General features: G+C 50.7%; 13 protein-coding genes. 5 read left to right on the top strand and 8 right to left on the bottom strand.

The window, feature by feature from the left end:
* Window positions 1-19 precede the first annotated feature (19 nt).
* The 5 genes from V1572_RS17495 to ugd all read left to right on the top strand — a co-directional run bounded on the left by V1572_RS17495 (window position 20) and on the right by ugd (window position 6,540).
* The gene (locus V1572_RS17495; RefSeq protein ID WP_069720597.1) at window positions 20-955 is read left to right on the top strand and encodes an NAD-dependent epimerase/dehydratase family protein; all 936 of its coding nucleotides are present in this window, start codon (window positions 20-22) and stop codon (window positions 953-955) included.
* Window positions 956-981: 26 nt separating this feature from the next.
* Window positions 982-2,331: a glycosyltransferase gene (locus V1572_RS17490; protein ID WP_069720596.1), complete on the top strand. Its 1,350-nt coding sequence runs from the start codon at window positions 982-984 to the stop codon at window positions 2,329-2,331.
* Between the two features lie 42 nt (window positions 2,332-2,373).
* Window positions 2,374-3,600, top strand: a complete 1,227-nt coding sequence (locus V1572_RS17485; protein ID WP_395299421.1) for an acyltransferase family protein — start codon at window positions 2,374-2,376, stop codon at window positions 3,598-3,600.
* Between the two features lie 135 nt (window positions 3,601-3,735).
* A complete protein-coding gene (gene gndA, locus V1572_RS17480) occupies window positions 3,736-5,142 on the top strand; it encodes an NADP-dependent phosphogluconate dehydrogenase (protein ID WP_069720594.1) in 1,407 nt (468 codons plus the stop codon).
* Between the two features lie 231 nt (window positions 5,143-5,373).
* The gene (gene ugd, locus V1572_RS17475; protein ID WP_021241437.1) at window positions 5,374-6,540 is read left to right on the top strand and encodes a UDP-glucose 6-dehydrogenase; all 1,167 of its coding nucleotides are present in this window, start codon (window positions 5,374-5,376) and stop codon (window positions 6,538-6,540) included.
* A gap of 52 nt (window positions 6,541-6,592) precedes the next feature.
* On the opposite strand, the gene V1572_RS17470 is transcribed toward ugd, so the two are convergent.
* From V1572_RS17470 to hisD, 8 genes are all read right to left on the bottom strand, one after another.
* Window positions 6,593-7,597, bottom strand: a complete 1,005-nt coding sequence (locus V1572_RS17470) for an NAD-dependent epimerase (protein WP_395299420.1) — start codon at window positions 7,595-7,597, stop codon at window positions 6,593-6,595.
* Between the two features lie 142 nt (window positions 7,598-7,739).
* A complete protein-coding gene (gene hisIE, locus V1572_RS17465; protein ID WP_214573366.1) occupies window positions 7,740-8,351 on the bottom strand; it encodes a bifunctional phosphoribosyl-AMP cyclohydrolase/phosphoribosyl-ATP diphosphatase HisIE in 612 nt (203 codons plus the stop codon).
* Window positions 8,345-9,121 carry an imidazole glycerol phosphate synthase subunit HisF gene (hisF, locus tag V1572_RS17460; RefSeq protein ID WP_262779703.1) on the bottom strand — a complete coding sequence of 259 codons (777 nt, stop codon included), beginning with the start codon at window positions 9,119-9,121 and terminating at the stop codon, window positions 8,345-8,347. The genes hisIE and hisF overlap by 7 nt, the downstream gene beginning before the upstream one ends.
* Complete coding sequence (gene hisA / locus V1572_RS17455) at window positions 9,103-9,840, bottom strand: 1-(5-phosphoribosyl)-5-[(5-phosphoribosylamino)methylideneamino]imidazole-4-carboxamide isomerase (RefSeq protein ID WP_023616231.1); 738 nt, start codon at window positions 9,838-9,840, stop codon at window positions 9,103-9,105. Before hisA ends, hisF begins: the two co-directional genes overlap by 19 nt.
* Window positions 9,840-10,430: an imidazole glycerol phosphate synthase subunit HisH gene (gene hisH, locus V1572_RS17450; protein WP_045908601.1), complete on the bottom strand. Its 591-nt coding sequence runs from the start codon at window positions 10,428-10,430 to the stop codon at window positions 9,840-9,842. Before hisH ends, hisA begins: the two co-directional genes overlap by 1 nt.
* Window positions 10,430-11,497 (bottom strand): bifunctional histidinol-phosphatase/imidazoleglycerol-phosphate dehydratase HisB, encoded by a 1,068-nt coding sequence (gene hisB, locus V1572_RS17445; RefSeq protein ID WP_126534992.1) that lies wholly within the window; start codon window positions 11,495-11,497, stop codon window positions 10,430-10,432. Before hisB ends, hisH begins: the two co-directional genes overlap by 1 nt.
* Entirely contained in the window at window positions 11,494-12,555 is a 1,062-nt protein-coding gene (hisC, locus tag V1572_RS17440; protein WP_395299419.1) for a histidinol-phosphate transaminase, read from the bottom strand. Before hisC ends, hisB begins: the two co-directional genes overlap by 4 nt.
* Entirely contained in the window at window positions 12,552-13,856 is a 1,305-nt protein-coding gene (hisD, locus tag V1572_RS17435; protein WP_045908762.1) for a histidinol dehydrogenase, read from the bottom strand. The genes hisC and hisD overlap by 4 nt, the downstream gene beginning before the upstream one ends.
* Between the last annotated feature and the right edge of the window lies 1 nt (window position 13,857).

Raw genomic sequence — 13,857 nt, 5'->3', positions numbered from 1 at the left:
ATATATCCCTGGAGGGAAAATGAAATTAGTTGTTTTTGGTGGTGGTGGATTTATTGGCTCTGCAATTTGTGAAAGATTGTTACAGGAAGGCCATCAATTACGTATATTTGAGCGACCTCGTGTGCCGCCTTATCGCCATTTTGCAGAAACAGAAAATGTTGAATGGACAACCGGGGATTTTAGCAGTAGCCATGATTTGAAAGATGCCGTTGAAGGCATGGATGGGGTCGTTCATTTAGTTTCAACCACTTTGCCTAAAAGCTCTAATGATGATCCTGTTTATGACGTACAAACAAATATCATTCCAAGCTTGCACATGCTTAACGCTATGGTCGAACACAAAGTTAAGCGTATTGTATTTATATCTTCAGGTGGTACTGTTTATGGAAACCCCCAGTATATTCCTATCGATGAAAAGCATCCCACAGAGCCAGTAGTATCTTATGGTATTACTAAGTTAGCGATAGAAAAATATTTGCATATGTTCAGTAAGTTGCATGGGATCAAAGCGGTAACTTTGCGTGTTGCTAACCCCTATGGTGAAAGACAGCGCGTGGAAACCGCGCAGGGTGCAATTGGTATATTTATGCACAACATCCTGAAGGGGGCTCCCATTGAAATTTGGGGTGATGGTAATGTGCAACGAGATTATATTCATGTAAGCGATGTTGCTGAAGCCTTTGCAAAAGCTATCACCTATGAAGGTGAAAAAGAATGCTTTAATATAAGTTCCGGAACAGGAACAAGCCTGAATGAATTAATTGATATGATGAAAAATATCGTAACAGAGCCGGTCCAGGTTATTTATAAACCAGGTCGTTCATTCGACATCGATATCAGTGTGCTTTGCAATCAACAGGCTCGAAATGAATTAGGCTGGGAACCAAAAGTAACTATGCAGGACGGTCTAGTCCGTACTGCAGAGTGGATGAAACAAGTAATACATAATAAATAGCAGGAATTAATATTGAGTAATCATTAATGCGAATATTAATTACCGTTCATCAGTTTTTTCCAGAATACAGAGCTGGTACTGAAGTATTAACATTGTCGGTAGTAAAAGAGCTCATAAGACGCGGTCATGATGTACGTGTCTTTACAGGCCATCCAGCGAAAAGTGAACTTGCTGAAGATGAACGATTTGATGAATATGAATACGAAAACATCCATATTTATCGATTCCATCACTCTTATTCGCCGGTGGCCGATCAAACATCAATGATTGATGTAGGATATAATAATAAGTTAGCTGAGCATTATTTCACTGAGGTATGCGAGAGTTACCAACCTCAATTAGTGCATCATTTTCACCTAAACAGGCTTGGGGTGAGAATTATTAACTATCTTGCCGACGCTGGAATCGCACAATATTTCACTCCAACTGATTTCTGGATGATATGCCCAACGGCACAATTAATGCTTAATAATGGATGTTTCTGTAATGGTCCTGATAGGTATTCTGGAAATTGCGTAAAGCATTTTGCACAGGATAGGGTAAATAGATTTACAGCAAATATCATTCAAATAATACCCAGTGTTGTTTTTGACAAACTCACCGACGTTACTAAGAGATATAAAAACATCAAGTATCCGATGAGCCATGAGGTGAAGGCGATGGCACATCGCATTGATAATACTGTTAGTGCGCTGAATAGAATCCAGGGTATTATTTCCCCCAATCGTTTTATGTCTGAGCTTTTCATCAAATACGGCGTCAGTCCATCCATCATATACGAAAAAAGTTTTGGTATTGATTTTAATGAAGGATTTACTGAAGCTAAATATAAGAAATGGGCTAAAGATAGACCATTACGAATAGGTTTCATTGGGACACTGGCACCGCATAAAGGCTGTGATGTTGCAATAAAAGCTGTTAATTTATTACCAGATAATTTTGCGTCATTGACTATCTTTGGCAGTGGAGACGAATTTCCTGATTACGTTAAAGAACTATATAGTCTTGCAGCAGGAAAAGGAAATATTTCTTTTAAGGGGGTATTTCCAAATAATAAAATCTTATCAGTCTTAGATGAATTTGATGTCCTGGTGGTTCCGTCTGTTTGGTTCGAAAACACACCGCTTGTTATTTATTCTGCGCAGGCAGCGAATTGTCCTGTTATTGGGTCAAATTTGCCGGGAATCTCTGCGGTAATAACCCATAATATTAATGGGCTTTTGTTCGAAGCCGGCAATTATAAAGATCTTTATGAAAAAATAAAATCTTTAATAGACGCAGATTTAACAAGGCTAAGTCAGGGTTCAGTAAGACCAAAGACATCATGCCAATATGTTGATGATATCTATGATGTTTGGGAGGCGAGGCATGAATGAATTATGCTTAAGTTTTATAGCAAGCAAATCTGAAAAAAAACTATGCAGAATATAAAAAAATTAGACGCACTTACTTCTCTAAGGTTCTTTGCTGCGGCAATGATCGTTTTAGGGCATGGTCACGGTTTATTTGGTTCACTAGGCATTGCAACAACTTTATCTTTAGCGCAGGGTGTATCTTTCTTTTTTGTTTTGTCAGGATTTATACTCACTTATAATTATCCTAAATTAAAAACCTTCGCGGAAGTAAAAGGATTCTATGTTGCACGCTTCGCAAGAATCCTGCCATCACATCTTTTTGCGATGCTCTTACTTGTAATATTCACGGGTGGTATTAACCAAGGGGGGCTACAGGGAGCGGCCATTGCGTTCACCGCTTTCCTGCATACTTTCTTGCTTCAGTCACTGGTGCCATTGAAAGATGTATTTCTTACCTTTAACGGCGTCTCCTGGAGTATCTCCACGGAGATGTTTTTCTATATTGCGTTTCCATTATTAATAACAAGCCTGATACCTGGTAAATGGCTTAAATTAATCATTTTAAGTATTGCTGTTATTATGCACCTGTGTTTCGGTGTGTTATGGAACGTTTCTGCGGATGAAGGTAATAGCCAGTTTAGCTTAATGGGGCTGCTTTATATAAATCCATGGGTAAGAATTTTTGAGTTCTACATTGGAGTTCTTGTCTGTAATGTATATATGAAGACACGCGATCATTCATGGAATACCTCGCGCTCTAGTGCTGTTTTTTCCATTGCGGAAATTATGGCGATAATAATTGCAGTTTTCACAATGTGGCTTTCGCCAAGATTTACTGGTTTCGTAGGAATTGGTGAGCAGACCGGGGTAGTGCTCAGCTATTATCTATCAAAAGCCGGATCTGTTTTTTCCTTTGCATTCCTTATTCTGATCTTTGCTTATGGTAATGGAATAATTAATAAGATATTGTCTGCTAAATTTTTTGTTCTGCTGGGTGAAATTAGTTTTTCTCTTTACCTGGTCCATATGAGCGTTCTTGTCTGGTTCCAGAAAAATTTATCTGTTTTTAATGGTCTTTCTGTAACTGAACAAGTGTTAATTTTTTGGTCTATATCACTGCTAACTGCATGGTTTTTACACCGTTTAATTGAACTGCCTTGCAGGAGAATCATTATTGAATGGTATAAGAATAGAACATTTTCAAAACAGATATTTGATAAGTCATTGTTTATTAACTATTTAGCAGTAATTGTGATGTTGGCTTGCATCAAAGTTTTTGCCCCTTATTAACCTATAAAATGACTTTTACAGCATAAAAGAGCATGCACTTGCTATGCCACGCTGGGTTTTATGAGTTAACATCTCAGATTATTAACCCCGATAGCACCTAAGCTATCGGGTGCTCACACCTGACAGGAGTATGTAATGTCCAAGCAACAAATCGGCGTTGTCGGTATGGCAGTTATGGGGCGCAACCTGGCGCTTAACATTGAAAGCCGTGGCTATACCGTTTCCGTATTTAACCGCTCCCGTGAAAAAACTGAAGAAGTGATTGCCGAGAACCCAGGCAAGAAACTGGTCCCTTTCTATACGGTTAAAGAATTCGTTGAGTCTCTGGAAACCCCTCGTCGTATCCTGTTAATGGTGAAAGCAGGTGCAGGTACCGATGCTGCTATCGACTCCCTGAAGCCTTACCTCGAAAAAGGCGACATCATCATTGATGGCGGTAATACCTTCTTCCAGGACACCATTCGCCGCAATCGTGAACTGTCTGCAGAAGGCTTCAACTTTATCGGCACCGGCGTGTCCGGTGGTGAAGAGGGGGCTCTTAAAGGTCCTTCCATCATGCCGGGCGGACAGAAAGAAGCTTACGAGCTGGTTGCGCCTATTCTGACCAAAATTGCTGCGGTTGCTGAAGATGGCGAGCCGTGTGTGACTTATATCGGTCCTGACGGTGCCGGTCACTATGTGAAAATGGTGCACAACGGCATCGAATACGGCGATATGCAGCTGATTGCGGAAGCATACTCCCTGCTGAAAGGCGGCCTGAACCTCTCCAATGAAGAGCTGGCTGAAACCTTCACCGAGTGGAACAAAGGCGAGCTGAACAGCTACCTGATCGACATCACCAAAGATATCTTCACGAAGAAAGATGAAGAGGGTAAATACCTGGTTGATGTGATTCTGGATGAAGCAGCGAACAAAGGCACCGGTAAATGGACCAGCCAGAGCTCTCTGGATCTGGGTGAACCACTGTCTCTGATCACCGAATCTGTCTTTGCGCGTTACATCTCTTCTCTGAAAGAGCAGCGCGTGGCGGCATCTAAAGTGCTGTCTGGCCCGCAGGCTAAACCAGCAGGTGATAAAGCGGAGTTCGTTGAGAAAGTGCGTCGTGCACTGTACCTGGGGAAAATCGTTTCTTACGCGCAAGGCTTCTCTCAGCTGCGTGCGGCATCAGACGAGAACAACTGGGATCTGAACTACGGTGAGATCGCGAAGATTTTCCGTGCGGGCTGCATCATTCGTGCGCAGTTCCTGCAGAAAATCACCGATGCCTATGCTGAAAACGCCGGTATCGCCAACCTGCTTCTGGCACCGTACTTCAAGAAAATCGCTGACGAATACCAGCAGGCGCTGCGTGACGTGGTAGCCTACGCGGTGCAGAACGGTATCCCGGTTCCGACCTTCTCTGCTGCAGTAGCCTACTACGACAGCTATCGTGCTGCGGTACTGCCGGCTAACCTCATTCAGGCTCAGCGTGATTATTTCGGTGCGCATACCTATAAGCGTACAGATAAAGAAGGTGTGTTCCACACGGAATGGCTGGACTAATCTGATTTAGCCTCAGGTTGTTATATAAACCCGGAGATATTCTCCGGGTTTTTTTTCACCAAAATCACAACCACATATTCGAAGTAGTCTGAATGTTGTACCTGGACGGGCTATTCCTGAGGCTTCGCCTTGACACTCCCACAAGGCAGGAGGTAAAAAGCCCTACAGTTATTGATTATCGTGATGGCCCTGCGGTCATCTCTACAGCTCACTTACAGAAGTTATTCGCGAATGAAAATAACAATTTCCGGTACAGGTTATGTAGGTCTCTCCAACGGTATCTTGATTGCTCAGAACCACGAAGTGGTTGCGCTGGATATCGTGCAGGCTAAAGTGGACATGCTTAACAAGAAGCAGTCCCCGATTGTAGATAAAGAGATTGAAGAGTATCTGGCAACGAAGCCGCTAAACTTCCGCGCAACCACTGACAAGCAGGATGCTTACCGTGGGGCGGACTATGTGATTATCGCCACACCGACCGACTATGATCCTAAAACCAACTACTTCAACACCTCGAGCGTTGAGTCGGTGATCCGCGATGTTACGGAAATCAACCCGAACGCGGTGATGATCATTAAATCCACCATCCCGGTTGGTTTTACCCAGTCCGTTAAAGAAAAGTACGGCATTGATAATGTCATCTTCTCCCCGGAATTTCTCCGTGAAGGGCGTGCGCTGTACGACAACCTGAACCCATCACGCATCGTTATTGGCGAGCGTTCAGAGCGCGCCGAGCGATTTGCCGCGCTGCTGCAGGAAGGGGCGACCAAAAAAGATATTCCAACGCTGTTCACCGATTCGACCGAAGCGGAAGCCATCAAGCTTTTTGCTAACACGTATCTTGCCATGCGTGTGGCATATTTTAACGAGCTGGACAGCTATGCAGAGAGCCTGGGGTTGAATAGCCGTCAAATTATCGAAGGCGTTTGTCTGGATCCACGTATCGGCAATCATTATAACAACCCGTCGTTTGGCTATGGCGGTTACTGCCTGCCGAAAGATACTAAGCAGCTGCTGGCTAACTATCAGTCTGTTCCTAACAACATCATCTCGGCGATTGTTGATGCCAACCGGACCCGCAAAGATTTTGTTGCTGACTCAATACTTTCCCGTCAGCCGAAAGTTGTAGGCGTCTATCGCCTGATTATGAAAAGTGGCTCCGATAATTTCCGTGCATCTTCCATCCAGGGCATCATGAAGCGCATTAAGGCCAAGGGTGTACAGGTCATTATTTATGAACCGGTAATGAAGGAAGATGAGTTCTTCCATTCCCGCGTGGTGCGTGATCTGGATGCATTCAAGAAAGAGGCGGACGTGATCATCTCTAACCGCATGGCGGAAGAGCTGGCGGACGTTGCGGATAAAGTGTATACCCGCGATCTGTTCGGCAGCGACTGATTACTGCCCGTAACGCATAAAAAACCCGGCGCATTCGCCGGGTTTTGTTTTTTTAGACCTTGTAGAAATTGCGATACCAGTCCACAAAATTCTTCACGCCTTCCTTCACCGACGTTTTCGGCTTAAACCCAATCACGTCATAGAGCGCCGTGGTATCCGCGCTTGTTTCGAGCACGTCACCTGGCTGAACAGGCATCATATTTTTATCCGCTTCTTTGCCTAACGCTTCTTCCAGCGCGGTGATGTAATCCATCAGTTCTACTGGCGCACTGTTGCCAATGTTGTAAATACGGTACGGCGCAGAGCTGGACGCCGGGGACCCTGTTTCAACGGTCCAGTTCGCATCGGCCTGAGGGATAACATCCTGCAGACGAATAATCGCTTCAACAATATCATCGATATAGGTGAAGTCGCGCTTCATCTTGCCATAGTTGTAAACATCAATACTTTTGCCTTCAATCATGGCCTTAGTAAATTTAAACAGCGCCATGTCCGGACGGCCCCATGGCCCATACACAGTGAAAAAGCGCAGGCCGGTCGTCGGCAGATTGTAAAGATGAGAGTAGGTATGCGATATCAGTTCGTTGGATTTTTTCGTCGCGGCATACAAGGAAACCGGGTGATCAACCGAGTCATCGGTGGAGAACGGCATCTTTCGGTTCAGGCCGTAAACAGAGCTGGAAGAAGCATACAGTAAATGCTGCACCTTGTTGTGTCGGCAGCCTTCCAGTACGTTGAGATGGCCGATAAGGTTTGATTGCGCGTAAGCGTGCGGATTTTCCAGAGAGTAACGTACGCCAGCCTGCGCGGCGAGGTGGATCACGCGGTCAAACTTCTCAGCGGCAAACAACGAGGCCATCCCTTCGCGATCGGCCAGATCCAGCTTATGGAAAGTGAAATTGTCGGACGTAAGTAGATCCAGTCGCGCTTGCTTCAGATTGACATCGTAATAGTCATTAAGGTTATCAATTCCTACAACCTGATGTCCTGCCTGCAGCAGGCGCTCGCTGACGTGGAAACCGATAAAGCCGGCAGCGCCGGTGACCAGAAATTTCATCTTCAACCTCAATGTTAAATGAGTAACTCTTAACGCATAAAATCGTGCGTTTACACTATCGGCTGATGATACCCGCTCACGGAAGGAATGATAACTGCTTTATTACAGGAAAAGGGGAGCGAGCGCTCCCCCGGTAGGATGTTTATTTATGCCTTTTACGTAAATTCTCAATCACCGCCGTCAAATCCAGCGCCTGATCCTGCAGGAGCACCAGCAGGTGATACACCAAATCAGAGGCTTCATTCGTCAGCTCCTCGCGGTCATGCACGGTCGCGGCCAGCGCAGTCTCAACGCCTTCTTCACCCACCTTCTGCGCAATTCGCTTGGTGCCGCTGGCGTACAGCTTCGCGGTATAAGAACTCTCAGGATCTGCCGTTTTACGCTCTGCCAGCAGCTGCTCCAGTTGATACAGGAACAGCCACTGATGACTCGCCTCGCCGAAGCAGCTGCTGGTGCCCTTATGGCAGGTCGGGCCGATTGGGTTTGCCAGCACCAGCAGGGTATCGTTATCGCAGTCAGGTGTTATGCTGACCACGTTCAGGAAATGACCCGAGGTTTCCCCTTTGGTCCACAGACGCTGTTTCGTGCGGGAGTAAAACGTCACTTTGCCGCTTTCGATCGTTTTCGCCAGCGCGTCCTGGTTCATATAGCCCAGCATCAGCACTTCGCCTGAAACGGCATGCTGGACAACCACCGGCAGTAATCCATCCGTTTTTTCCCAGTCCAGCTGCGCCTGTTGTTGCTCTGTTAACATACCCTGATCTCCACGCCCTGGTCGGCCAGGTACGTTTTTAACTCACCAATATTAATAATCTGTTTGTGGAACACGGAAGCGGCCAGCGCGCCGTCCACGTTCGCATCGCGGAAGGCTTCGAGGAAATGTTCCATGGTGCCCGCGCCGCCGGAGGCAATCAGCGGAACGTGGCAGACTGCACGGACTTTTTTCAGCTGCTCAAGGTCATACCCGTTACGCACGCCATCCTGGTTCATCATGTTGAGGACAATCTCTCCCGCGCCACGCTTTTGCACTTCCTGCACCCAGTCGAGCGTTTCCCAATGCGTTACGCGCGTGCGGCTTTCGTCACCCGTATATTGATTGACGTGGTACTTGCCCGTTGCGGCGTCATACCAGGTGTCGATCCCAACCACAATACACTGCACGCCAAAACGATCGGCGAGGCGAGTAATCAACTCCGGGTCGGCCAGGGCAGGGGAGTTGATGGAAATCTTGTCGGCACCAAACGAGAGAATTTGGGCCGCATCGTCAGCGGATTTAATCCCGCCCGCCACGCAGAACGGAATATCGATCACTTCCGCCACGCGCGCCACCCAGCTTTTGTCCACCACGCGGCCATCGCTGGACGCGGTAATATCGTAGAACACCAGCTCGTCTGCGCCTTCATCAGCATAGCGTTTTGCCAGCGGAACGATGTCGCCAATGATCTCGTGGTTGCGGAACTGCACGCCTTTCACGACCTGGCCGTCACGTACGTCCAGGCAAGGGATTATCCGTTTTGCCAGCATTGAATCGCCTCCGTCACCGTAAATTTACCTTCCAGCAGGGCTCGGCCCACAATCACGCCCTGTACGCCCGTTCCGCGCAGCGCGGCAATATCGTTTAAATCACCAATTCCGCCCGAAGACTGGAACGCCACCTGCGGATAACGCGCGCAGATCTCTTCATACAGCGAGACGTTGGAGCCCGCCAGCGTGCCGTCACGGGAGATATCCGTGCACAGCACGTGCTTCAGGCCAACGGGGAGATACATCTCGACCAGCGCCTCCAGCGTCACGCCGGAGTTTTCCTGCCAGCCGCTGACCGCCACCTGCTTATTACCTTGTTCATCAATGCGCACGTCCAGCGCCAGTACCAGCGCGTCGGCGCCAAAGCGGCGGAACCAGCCTTTTACGATCTCAGGCTCTTTCACCGCGGTTGAACCGACCACCACGCGCGCTACGCCCGCGTCCAGTAGTGCCGCAACGTCATCTTCTGTACGTACGCCGCCGCCCACCTGTACCGGCACATCAACACCGGCAACCAGATTTTTCAGCAGAGGGATCTGGCGTTTTGCCGGGTCTTTCGCACCTGTTAAATCGACCAGATGCAGCACCTGAGCCCCCTGGGCGGCATAATCCTGCAGACGCGGCAGCGGATCGTTTCCGTAGTCTCGCTGCTGCCCGTAATCGCCCTGATGAAGACGGACAACCGTGCCGTCAATTAAATCTAACGCGGGAATAATCATCACATCTCCAGGAAGTTTTTCAGCAGCTGCGCGCCCGCGGCGCCAGAGCGCTCCGGGTGAAACTGTACGCCGAAGAAATTGTCTTTCTGCACGGCTGCGGTAAACGCCTCGCCGTAAGTGCACTGGGCGATCGTATTCGCGTTCACCGGCATGGCGTAGCTGTGTACGAAGTAAAAATACGCGCCGTCTTCAATGCCGCGAAAAAGCCTGTCGCCCGCTTTGGCGTACACGCGGTTCCAGCCCATATGCGGCAGAGGCAGACCGTGGTCGGTCATCTTCGGCACGTCTTCGTCGATAATGCCCAGCAGGTCAACGCCGTTATTCTCTTCGCTGCGGCGGCCTAGAATCTGCATGCCCAGGCAAATCCCCAGCACCGGCTGGGTACAAGCCTTGATCAGATCGACCAGCTCGCGCGCGTGGATCTGATCCATCGCCGCCTGCGCAGTGCCCACGCCCGGCAGGAATAACTTATCGGCACGCAGCACCACGTCCGGGTCACGGCTGACCACCGGCTCGTAGCCGTGGCGCGCAATCGCCGACTTTACGGAGTTCAGGTTGGCGCATCCGGTATCCAGAATCACCACGTTCATTACAGGACTCCTTTTGATGAGGGCAGGGCGTCACCTTCCACGCGGATTGCCTGGCGCAGCGTACGGCCGAAGGCCTTGAAGAGACTCTCTACGCGGTGGTGGTCGTTCTTGCCTTTGGTCTTCAGGTGCAGCGTCAGGCCCATGGTGTAGGACAATGAACGGAAGAAGTGCTCCACCATTTCGGTGCTCAGATCGCCCACGCGCTGGTAATTGAAGTCTGCTTTATATTCCAGGTGCGGGCGACCGGAGATATCCATCGCACAGCGCGCCAGACACTCGTCCATCGGCAGGACAAAGCCAAAACGGTTGATGCCGCGTTTATCACCGAGCGCCAGCTTGAGGGCTTCACCCAGCGCGAGGCCGGTATCTTCCACGGTGTGGTGATCGTCAATATAAAGATCGCCTTTTACCGTGATCTCCATGCGGAAACCGCCGTGGGTGGCAATCTGGTCCAGCATGTGATCGAAGAAACCCACGCCGGTGTGGATCTTGCTGCCGCCTTCGCGATCCAGCCAGACCTTCACATCAATCTGCGTCTCTTTGGTGTTACGTTCAACGTGCGAGTAGCGGTCACGTTTTGTCAGCTGTTCGCCAATCATCGCCCAGCTAAGGTTGTTGCGGTCGTAGCGAAGCCCCGCGATGCCCATGTTTTCCGCGAGCGTAATATCAGTGATGCGATCGCCGATGACATAGCTGTTAGCCTTATCCAGCACATCCTCTGCCAGATAGCGCTCGACCAGCTTCACCTTTGGCTTACGGCAGTCGCACTCGTCGGCTGGCATGTGCGGGCAAATCAGCACTTCATCAAACACCACGCCCTGAGAGGTCAGCACCTGCATCATTAAATTATGCGGGCCGTCAAAGTCTGCCTGCGGGAAGCTGTCGGTACCCAGACCGTCCTGGTTGGTGATCATCACCAGCTTGTATCCGGCTTTTTGCAGCTTGAGCAGCACCGGGATCACGTCAGGTTCAAACGCCAGCTTGTCGAATCGGTCGACCTGAAAATCAGCTGGTGGCTCCGAAATAAGGGTGCCGTCACGATCGATGAAAAGGATCTTCTGGGTCATACTTTCTCCGCTTTCAGGGCGTCAATGACGCGCTGGCTCTCTGCGCGGGTGCCGACGGTAATGCGCAGGCATCCGCTCAGAGAAGGTTGTTTATTCTGGTCTCGTAAGATAATGCCCTGATCCCACAAAGATTTAAATACGGCGCTGGAGGCGGTAAAGCGCACCAGGATGTAGTTGGTTTCCGAGTCGAATACCTGCTCCACGCACGGGATATCCTTCAGGGCGGTCACCAGGTACTGACGTTCCTCCAGGATTTGCGCCACGCGCTCGCGCATCGCGTTAATCCCCTGAGACGTCAGCGCCTGTGCTGCAATATCGGCAACCGGCGTCGAGAGGGGGTACGGAGCGATCACCTTCAGCAGCAGGTCGATGACCTCTTTATTCGCCAGGGTGAATCCGCAGCGCAGACCCGCGAGGGCGAAAGCCTTCGACAGCGTACGCAGCACGACCAGGTGCGGATATTCTTCAAGCCAGCCAGCCAGCGTCGCCTGCGGGCAGAACTCAATATAGGCTTCGTCGGCCACCACCAGCGCTTTTCCGCGCGTCATCTCCAGCAGGGTTCGGATATCCTGTGGGTTAATAATCTGCCCGGTCGGGTTGTTCGGGCTACAGACAAAGACGACTTTTACGCCGTCAAGATTGTCGGCAATGCCCTGCAGATCCAGCTGCCAGTTCTCCAGGGAGAGCACGTTGCGGCACGCCACCCCAAAGGTTTCCGCGCTGACGCTATACATGCCGTAGGTCGGCTGGCAGTACATGACGGCGTCTTTGCCCGGCTCGCAGAACGCGCGGATCAGCAGCTCAATGCCCTCATCCGCGCCGCGGCTGACCAGCACCTGCTCTGGCTTCACGCCCGCGTACTGGGCGTAGTTTTCGATTACCGCCTTCGGCTGACACTCCGGATAACGGTTCAGCGTTTGCTGCGACAGCTCAAACTGCACCGCCGTTGGATATTCGTTGGCGTTCAGCCAGACATCCCCTTTACCGCCCAGACGACGCGCAGACTGATAGGGCGTCAGGCGACGGACATTTTCGCGGGCTAATTCTTCAATGTTCATGCTTGCTCCTTCAGGGCTGCAACGCGCAGCGTAACGGCATTTTTGTGAGCGGTCAGGCGCTCGGCGGCGGCCAGGGTTTCAATGGTGGACGCCAGTGAGGCAAACCCTTCGCGGGAGAGTTCCTGCACGGTCATGCGTTTCTGGAAATCCGCCAGTCCCAGGCTGGAACAGGTTGAGGTATAGCCATACGTTGGCAGCACGTGGTTGGTGCCGGAGGCGTAATCGCCTGCGGACTCCGGGGACCAGTCGCCGAGGAACACCGAGCCCGCGCTGGTAATGCTGTCGACCAGATCGCGCGCGTTGCGGGTCTGAATAATCAGGTGCTCCGGGCCGTACTGGTTAGAAATGGCAATGCACTGCTCAAGATCGCGTGCCACAATCAGGCGGCTGGCCGCTAACGCCTGGCGTGCCGTGTCGGCGCGGGGCAGGTCGGCAAGCTGACGCTCCACGGCTTCGCCCACGCGTTTCGCCATATCGGCATCCGGTGTCAGCAGGATGACCTGCGAATCCGGGCCGTGTTCCGCCTGGGAAAGCAGGTCAGACGCCACGAAATCCGGCGTGGCGCCGCTGTCGGCAATCACCAGCACTTCAGACGGGCCGGCAGGCATATCGATGGCCGCGCCGTCCAGACGCTGGCTGACCTGACGCTTAGCCTCGGTCACATACGCATTGCCCGGGCCAAAGATTTTGTCGACCTTGGGAATGGATTCCGTGCCGAACGCCAGGGCCGAAATCGCCTGCGCGCCGCCCACTTTATAGACCGCCTGCACGCCGCACAGCTTCGCCGCATACAGAATCTCGTCGGCAATCGGTGGCGGTGAGCACAGTACCACTTTCTGACACCCGGCAATGCGCGCGGGAGTCGCCAGCATCAGTACGGTGGAGAAAAGCGGGGCAGAGCCGCCAGGAATATAGAGGCCGACCGACGCAACCGGGCGGGTCACCTGCTGGCAACGCACGCCGGGCAGGGTTTCCACATCTACGGTCTGCAGCTTTTGCGCGGTGTGGAAAGTATCAATGTTTTTCACCGCAACGGCCATCGCCTGCTTGATGTCATCTCCCAGACGATTGCTGGCATCAGTCATTTCCTGCTCGGTAACCTGTAATGCGCCAACTTCCGTCTTATCAAACTTTGCACTGTATTCACGCAGCGCGTCATCGCCGCGGGCTTTGACGTTATCCAGGATCTCCGCCACGGTGCGCGAGATGCTTTCAGAGGCGGAAATCGCCGGGCGCATCAGCAGCTCGCGCTGCTGTGCGTCGCTACAGGTATTCCAGTCGATGATTGTGTTAAAGCTCATG

This window comes from Enterobacter quasiroggenkampii (assembly GCF_043972695.1).
Taxonomy (GTDB): domain Bacteria; phylum Pseudomonadota; class Gammaproteobacteria; order Enterobacterales; family Enterobacteriaceae; genus Enterobacter; species Enterobacter quasiroggenkampii.
The sequence above is the reverse complement of the archived record's forward strand: the minus strand, read 5'-3'. Positions and strand labels throughout refer to the sequence as shown.

What these genes read in the sequence shown, in the direction of transcription:
- V1572_RS17470 (WP_395299420.1), bottom strand. Translation starts at nt 7,597, where the DNA reads ATGAAATTTCTGGTCACCGGCGCTGCCGGCTTTATCGGTTTCCACGTC.
- hisB (WP_126534992.1), bottom strand. Translation starts at nt 11,497, where the DNA reads ATGACCCAGAAGATCCTTTTCATCGATCGTGACGGCACCCTTATTTCG.
- V1572_RS17495 (WP_069720597.1), top strand. Translation starts at nt 20, where the DNA reads ATGAAATTAGTTGTTTTTGGTGGTGGTGGATTTATTGGCTCTGCAATT.
- ugd (WP_021241437.1), top strand. Translation starts at nt 5,374, where the DNA reads ATGAAAATAACAATTTCCGGTACAGGTTATGTAGGTCTCTCCAACGGT.
- hisH (WP_045908601.1), bottom strand. Translation starts at nt 10,430, where the DNA reads ATGAACGTGGTGATTCTGGATACCGGATGCGCCAACCTGAACTCCGTA.
- hisC (WP_395299419.1), bottom strand. Translation starts at nt 12,555, where the DNA reads ATGAACATTGAAGAATTAGCCCGCGAAAATGTCCGTCGCCTGACGCCC.
- hisD (WP_045908762.1), bottom strand. Translation starts at nt 13,856, where the DNA reads ATGAGCTTTAACACAATCATCGACTGGAATACCTGTAGCGACGCACAG.
- gndA (WP_069720594.1), top strand. Translation starts at nt 3,736, where the DNA reads ATGTCCAAGCAACAAATCGGCGTTGTCGGTATGGCAGTTATGGGGCGC.
- V1572_RS17490 (WP_069720596.1), top strand. Translation starts at nt 982, where the DNA reads ATGCGAATATTAATTACCGTTCATCAGTTTTTTCCAGAATACAGAGCT.
- hisIE (WP_214573366.1), bottom strand. Translation starts at nt 8,351, where the DNA reads ATGTTAACAGAGCAACAACAGGCGCAGCTGGACTGGGAAAAAACGGAT.
- V1572_RS17485 (WP_395299421.1), top strand. Translation starts at nt 2,374, where the DNA reads ATGCAGAATATAAAAAAATTAGACGCACTTACTTCTCTAAGGTTCTTT.
- hisF (WP_262779703.1), bottom strand. Translation starts at nt 9,121, where the DNA reads ATGCTGGCAAAACGGATAATCCCTTGCCTGGACGTACGTGACGGCCAG.
- hisA (WP_023616231.1), bottom strand. Translation starts at nt 9,840, where the DNA reads ATGATTATTCCCGCGTTAGATTTAATTGACGGCACGGTTGTCCGTCTT.